Origin of the sequence: Microcoleus sp. B3-D7 (assembly GCF_036705305.1) — a bacterium.
In the GTDB taxonomy this organism is placed as follows: Bacteria; Cyanobacteriota; Cyanobacteriia; order Cyanobacteriales; family Microcoleaceae; genus Microcoleus.
In genome coordinates this window covers 1-6,336 of the sequence record NZ_JAUBUE010000099.1, presented here as the reverse complement: position 1 = coordinate 6,336, position 6,336 = coordinate 1, and the positions used below count along the sequence as shown (strand labels likewise).

The window sequence follows — 6,336 nt, the reverse complement described above, 5'->3', positions numbered from 1 at the left end:
CTGTTGCCTGCCCACAAAGCCACCTGCTGCACCTGAATTCCTTTTCCAAGGCAGAAGGATATGAAAGTATGGCGGCAATTGTACAATGGCCTCCTCGGGATGCCCAGTTTTTCAAGCGTGCGGTTCCATTGTCGGCGAACTAGATTGTGTTCGTCGAGCACCAAACCATTTTTGCTGGGAAAAACCAAATCGTCGCCACTTGCTATTTTTGGTTGGATAGCCCTTAAGAGTGATCGCAGTTTTGGGTTGATCGGGAAAATGCGGGATTTACCAGTTTTGGTTCCTTTGGTTATCCCGTAGACCCGCGCCTCACAAAAAGTTATTCGGCTGAGATCGGCGTCAATATGTCGCCACCGAAGCGCGATTGCTTCGCTCGGTCTGCATCCCGTGAGAAATAAAAATTCAATTAGTGGGGCATGAAACTCCTCTGTTTCCCTAAATGCGTCGATTATGCGATCGCGCTCTTGTTCCGTAAAAGGTTGGATGTCAGCGGGTGGCTTCCTCGTTTTAATTTTGATTTTTTCAAACGGGTTAGTTTCAATTAGCCCGAATTCTAATGCCCAGGCACAGCAGGCGTTGATTTGCATCAACGACCTTTTTGCCGAGCGGATGGTTGTCTGTTCAATCAATTGCAACCTGATTTTCTGAGCTTGGTTCAGGTCGCCACAAGTTTTAGCAATGTGTCGGGCCACGACGGCAAAATCTTTTTTAATCGTGGTAGCCGCCAACTCTTGGGCTTTGTGGCCAGAGTATTTCTCCCAGAGTTGGCCTAGGGTGAAAGGATGGCAGGCGTCTGTTTCGACTTGGGTGCTAGCGGCGGAGGTTGAGGCTTGTTCGTCAATGCCGGAGTCAAAGTTTATGTGCTGCGACAACTGACTTAATAGGTTCTTCAGTTCTGGAGTTATGGTTTGCATGATTTTTAGTTAGCGAAGCACCTTGATGCGGTTGGTGCGGTTGGTGCGGTTGGTGCGGTTGGTGCGGTTGATGCGGTTGATGCGGTTGGTGCGGTTGGTGCGGTTGGTGGAGAAGTGGGGGAATTTTCACTACCTCTCCACCCCCTCCTCACTCGCCCTTTTCCTTCACCAACTTCAGCTTGCACCCAACAGTGTGAGAAGTAAGATGCCCGTCATAACACGGGTAATACTCATCAGGCATACTGCCAGCAACCCAGTTAATGTGATATTCCCACTGCTCGTTTTCAGGATGCCAGCAAATTCCCACCACTTCACCTACTTCGGTCTGGTGTGTCTCGAATTCGTCAACCCAAGTGTCAGCTACTATGTCACCGATCGCAAATGAAGGTGCGGGGTATTTGCTGGGAATTGTTACAGTTCGCAATGTTAGGGATGCAGCAGCAGCAGCCACCATCCTCGAATGAAAGCCCCGTCGAGAAAATAGGTTTGCTCGACTCGTCTGGGCGTTATCTAGACGTGCCATAATTCTTAAGTTCCAATCTGTTGTAGGACAGTTTGGGGAAGACGTGACTTGGTTGGCGGCTCCAATCGCCAGTCAGTCGCGCATCAATCTTCCTCAGTTACTCACGATCGCAGGTTTGCAGTCGTTTGTCAATACGATTGTGAGTGCCGATCAGAGAGGCTATCGTTTATGTTAAAAGTCCACTTTATTAGACTTTTTGTTGAAAGCCTTCCCTTGTAAGGGATGTACGTTTTTAAAGCTCGAAATATCCTAATCAAAGGCTACAGATAGTGGGGCAACCGCCCGAAGAAACACCGACATCACAAGCGTGCTGCAGCTCCGATCTAATCGATTCATTTTAGCAAGCTTGGCGGTTTTTGGCGTTCTGGCTTTCCTAAAATGTCCGGAATTCCGGACACTTTGGGAAAGCCCTGGACTGATCCAGGGCAAAAAAATATTCCTAATTTCCCGATGGGTGCGTCGGGACTATTCAATCATCTCTAAAATCAGTTCCACATCTGCTAGTTCCGCCCTCGACTTTTTGCGCCGCGCCTTGAGTTGGTTGAGCAAGTCGGCCACTTCGGGTATTGGATTCTTGGGTATTGGATTTTGGGAAATTGCTTCCGATCGCCGTTCAAGCTCGGAGTCTAATCTGCCAATTTCCTCGTCTAGCTCTGCGATCCTCTCATCCTTCGCTGCCAGCCGAGAGCTCAGTGTTGCAATCTCTTGATTCCTGGCTTGGATAATAGTGTCGCTTGCCAATAGACTCTGGCGCAAGCTTTCAATTTCCTCCTCAACTTCTGGCCTGAGTGATTCCTCTGCGGGTGTTTCACTCAGGCCCTCAATTTTCCCAGCCGTTCCTCAATGGCGGCAAACCTTGCCTCTATGTCCATTGTATTCTCTGTCTTACTACGTCTTACGCTGCTGTCGGGCGCTTGTAAGACAACCGAGCCACCAGATAAAGCCTCAATACCGGCCCGCACGATGTCGAGCAAAGTCTTGGTTCTGTCGCAGCCGTGTTTGGCTGTGTCGCTGGGATATCGTTCTTGTCCTATGGCGTCGATCGCATCTAGCAGTTCACCAGGGCACCGGAAGTTTAGCATCATCTTGTCAGTCATCGTCTTACATCTTCTCTAAATGTCTTACTTAAGAGTAAGACACTGGCTGGCAGAATGTAAGACGTATAACAACTAATCATCTTACACGGTGTCTTACGCTGTTTTGCTTATATGTCTTACTTGTCTACAACTGTCTTACAAGAACGTCTTACCAAGCTTCAATCATCCCAAAATCCCTCAAAACGCTGCGGTGCTAACTGGGTGTACCTGACTGTATGGTGGATGTTGGCGTGTCCCAGATAATCTTGTATCGCCCTGGTGTCGATGCCCTTAGCCGCCAAATAGTATCCGCAGCCGTGCCGGAGCATATGGGGATGCACCGGGAACTGAAGCTGTGCTCCTTCTCCCGCCTTCTTGATCATCTTCCTTGCCGCGTCTGGAGTCATCGGCCCGCCACGCTCCGAAACGAATAGGTAGGGCGAGTCAGGAAAATCTTTCTGCAACCGCCTGAGCGATCGTATTTCCTCACCTGAGAGCGGATGCACAGACGGTCGAGAACCCTTCAACCTCCTAACGTGGATGTGGGCAGTCTTCAAATTAATCTGCTGCCAGCGCAAGTTCACCAGCTCCGATATCCGCAGCCCGTGCCGATAGCCCATTAGAATCAGCGTAGAGTCCCGATGTCCCCAGCGTCCCTTTCGAGCCGCCTTGATCATCGCCTCCACCTCATCCTCAAACAAATACTCCCGATCGCGAACTTCCAAGTATGTCCTCCTGTTGGAGCTAGTTTTTGGGGGCGGTGAATGAGACTCTCTAACTTTCAGAAGTCGAGGGCCGCGAGTAGGGAACGGAATGATAGTCATTAGAGCACCTAAATCAGTGCCAACATTCTAACTATTGAGGCAGATATTAGAAAGTCTGTCCCTGTCTCAAAACGTCCCAAATCTGGGACACTTTCGGCTTACTGCTGAGGCATGATCATTTTTGCGTTGCCTTGTTCCGGTTGAAACATAAAATTTTGTCGGCGATTGGATATTGGACTTGGGTACTCTTCAGCCTTTAAATCAAAGCTTGATAAGAAACCCTTATTGTCTAAATCGCCCCGCTCGGCCGAAATTTTCAATAAGCAAACGTTATCGGTTGAGGTAGCCTGGATGGCCCTCCTTCGGCGGCGGGCCGATATCAACCGATATTCCAGCAAGTAGACGTTGCAGTGTGGCTTCCAGTAGTTGTCTTTGATCCAAAACAAACCGTCCTCAGCGCACAGCTTTGGCGGCATATCCTGGAGTTGCGGCAACTGCTGGAGCAACTGCTTTTTAACAATTGGCGTCGCGTCCTGGCGGTATCCTCGAACCGGTGTCGGCTTCAACCGATACTTATTTGAGAGATGCCGGCTTGCGGTTGCGGGGGAAATGCCCCGCAACGAGGCGATCGCCTTTTGGCTTCCGCCGTAAAAGCGGAACTCCGAAGTACAATAGATGAACCGCTCGCCCTTTCCCAGTACCCGCGCCGGATAATCGCAGGTGTGCAGGTCGATCGGTTTAACTATTCGACTTGGATTTAGCTGGGGGTTTCCGCCCTCAGCTTTGATTTGCTCGATTTCTTCTTGCCTCTGGCGGTGTATAGAAGCTCGCTGCAAAGCTTGCGCTTCCACTTCTGTAGCGACAAAGTGGATATTTGATAGCTGATCAATATTTATAGCGGCGACCGGGCCGAGCTCCTCTAGTTCGGCCAGTGTGATCGCTTTTTCGAGGCTGGAATACCAAACGGTAATCCAGCCTTTGCACTGTTTGTAATTCCTGATTAGCCCGGAAACTTTAGCCGCGCGCAGCATTTTTCGGATGTGGCCAGTGCTGCGACCCAGGATGCGGCTAGCGGCTAAAAGCGTGAAACTGCCCACGCCACTGCCTTTGTTTTTCCCGCCGTGTTTCTGGCGCGAATTGTCGAATCGACGAGCCAGATACCAAACTGACAGCGAGCGGCCGAAGTGGGCGTATAGTCGCGCGGAAAATCTGACTAGATCGGGGTTGTCCTTGCTGACGTACTCGGTGTTCCAATTCTCACAAAGCGAAATCAACCATTCCGGAGCTAGCACCGGGGGATGTTGCGCCGGGTCATTGATCCACCTGTAGGGCTGACCTGTTAGCGGGTGAATGCTCGGCGGCAGGACGCTTTGCCATCCCTGCCATCTAAACTCAAGCTTTTCTTCCTTGCCGTCATCTCCCGTAACTCCTGTGCTGATTGGCAGGTTCCGCACCCTCGGCCAGTCTTTCTCCTCAACCCAAAATAGGCACTGCCTGCGCCCAGGGCGGCCGCTAGTCCAGCTAGTTGTCGCGACAAAATCTTGCAGGCCTTTTTCCCCGGCGAATTCCTTGAGCAGGTCGGCCGCCGAGTCGCCGTCAATATCGATCGCGAGCAGCCCGTTGCCCAGCTTCAGCCCCACGCCCGTAGCTTTGCCTTTCTCTAACTCAGCAAGAATTTCTGGGTGATCGTACTCCTGATCGACCCATCTCTTTTGATAAGGCTGCTTGCCCCTGACGGGTACAAGCGACCAACTTTCCGGGACGCTGGCTAGGCTAACGCTGCAAACCATTGGCCACACGTCCGACAGAATAAATATTTAATTGAGTTAAATTTTCGTCAACACCGCTGTCTAGCCACGTTTGAGCGCTGTGGGCTAGCAGCACGGACTCAGCAAGAGAGCTTGCTGCGTTTGAGGTATTCATGATAGATTTGAACCATGTTTATATTGTTTCAAAGACCTCCAACCAAGCAAGAGTAAGTTTACTAGGCGCACTCTTAACTTGGTACTAGGTCTTTTTTTTGTCTATTTAAGACTAACAATAGGGTAACATGACCTGGCAAACTGACGCCAGTTTTCGATCTAAATTTTTTCCAAAGTGTTGAAAGAAAAAATAGTTGTTTTTTAGCTAAACCCCTGCAAGTTCCACATCATGGCGCAAGTGGGTTAATTGTTATTAAGAAATAGTTATGCACTTTGCTAATAACTAAAATCGACTAAACCTCTTGTGGATTATAGCTGTCAGCTTTTGTAAAAAGCTTTTTGACTTAGCCAAGATTAAAACTCGACACCTTTTACACAGCCCCTTTGCCTCTTTTTACAAAACGTTGCAAACCGGATCTAACAACTTGTGAGCAGTGGAGTAGCTACTCCACGTATCAAACTTTTGCTCTTATGCGAAGAACTTTATCTTGCGAGAATGCCTCCGTAATGTTTCTCGAAACCCGTAGGGTTTGTTGCGGTCGTGCGCGGTAGCAACTCGTATAGGTTTTCCGTTGCCGCAATTTATTGGGTTGGCAAAAATCGCATAGATTTTACTAGGTCTTTTGCTGGCTAGCGGATAGCAGTACGTATGCCACTTGAAACTTGTAGAGTTTCGAGGGTGCGGATGCTGTTTTGCAACAATGCTGCAAATGGATAGAGTGTGTGCTGTATCGGAAAGTCTACAAGTTTCCGAGGTGTGCATAGTGTTTTATGAGCTATGAGCGCCACAGCGAAAATTCAGAAAAATTATAGAGTGTGGCAAGCTACGCTAAACTCGTAGAGTTTCGCGGGGGTCAATGGTGTTTTATGAGTGCCTGATAAGTCGTGGCCACACTAAATTTTTACTTGCTTTTCTATACCGGGTATCACCTAGCCCGGTTACAAGTCGCGGCCGGGAGGCAGGCCATAAGCCAGCCTCCTCCCGGCCCACGTACCTACTCATTGCGGGACTTCTTGTGTTTTTACTAACCCTGCGTAGTGATCCCAAATCGTGCGAGGGCTGTTGCCTGCCCACAAAGCCACCTGCTGCACCTGAATTCCTTTTCCAAGGCAGAAGGATATGAAAGTATGGCGGCA

At 49.6% G+C, this 6,336-nt stretch carries 7 protein-coding genes; all 7 read right to left on the bottom strand.

All coding sequences use genetic code 11. The features are described from left to right. Positions 1-914, bottom strand: a 914-nt coding sequence (locus QUB25_RS29190; protein WP_333188911.1) for a site-specific integrase, incomplete at its 3' end; no start/stop codon positions are given. 148 nt (positions 915-1,062) lie between these two features. Further along, positions 1,063-1,437, bottom strand: coding sequence for a hypothetical protein (locus QUB25_RS29185; protein ID WP_333188909.1), 375 nt, complete (start codon positions 1,435-1,437; stop codon positions 1,063-1,065). Between the two features lie 465 nt (positions 1,438-1,902). Then, positions 1,903-2,178, bottom strand: coding sequence for a flagellar alpha dynein (locus QUB25_RS29180; protein ID WP_333188907.1), 276 nt, complete (start codon positions 2,176-2,178; stop codon positions 1,903-1,905). Positions 2,179-2,249: 71 nt separating this feature from the next. After that, entirely contained in the window at positions 2,250-2,534 is a 285-nt protein-coding gene (locus QUB25_RS29175) for a hypothetical protein (protein WP_333188905.1), read from the bottom strand. A 158-nt stretch (positions 2,535-2,692) separates the two neighbouring features. Then, a complete protein-coding gene (locus tag QUB25_RS29170; protein ID WP_333188903.1) occupies positions 2,693-3,337 on the bottom strand; it encodes a tyrosine-type recombinase/integrase in 645 nt (214 codons plus the stop codon). A gap of 98 nt (positions 3,338-3,435) precedes the next feature. Beyond that, positions 3,436-5,067 (bottom strand): bifunctional DNA primase/polymerase, encoded by a 1,632-nt coding sequence (locus QUB25_RS29165; RefSeq protein WP_333188901.1) that lies wholly within the window; start codon positions 5,065-5,067, stop codon positions 3,436-3,438. Next, complete coding sequence (locus QUB25_RS29160; RefSeq protein ID WP_333188899.1) at positions 5,051-5,200, bottom strand: hypothetical protein; 150 nt, start codon at positions 5,198-5,200, stop codon at positions 5,051-5,053. The genes QUB25_RS29165 and QUB25_RS29160 overlap by 17 nt, the downstream gene beginning before the upstream one ends. Between the last annotated feature and the right edge of the window lie 1,136 nt (positions 5,201-6,336).

Bases quoted from the DNA above. Each gene is read 5' to 3' on its own strand.
- QUB25_RS29185 (WP_333188909.1), bottom strand. From the start codon at position 1,437: ATGGCACGTCTAGATAACGCCCAGACGAGTCGAGCAAACCTATTTTCT.
- QUB25_RS29165 (WP_333188901.1), bottom strand. From the start codon at position 5,067: ATGGTTTGCAGCGTTAGCCTAGCCAGCGTCCCGGAAAGTTGGTCGCTT.
- QUB25_RS29175 (WP_333188905.1), bottom strand. From the start codon at position 2,534: ATGACTGACAAGATGATGCTAAACTTCCGGTGCCCTGGTGAACTGCTA.
- QUB25_RS29170 (WP_333188903.1), bottom strand. From the start codon at position 3,337: ATGACTATCATTCCGTTCCCTACTCGCGGCCCTCGACTTCTGAAAGTT.
- QUB25_RS29160 (WP_333188899.1), bottom strand. From the start codon at position 5,200: ATGAATACCTCAAACGCAGCAAGCTCTCTTGCTGAGTCCGTGCTGCTA.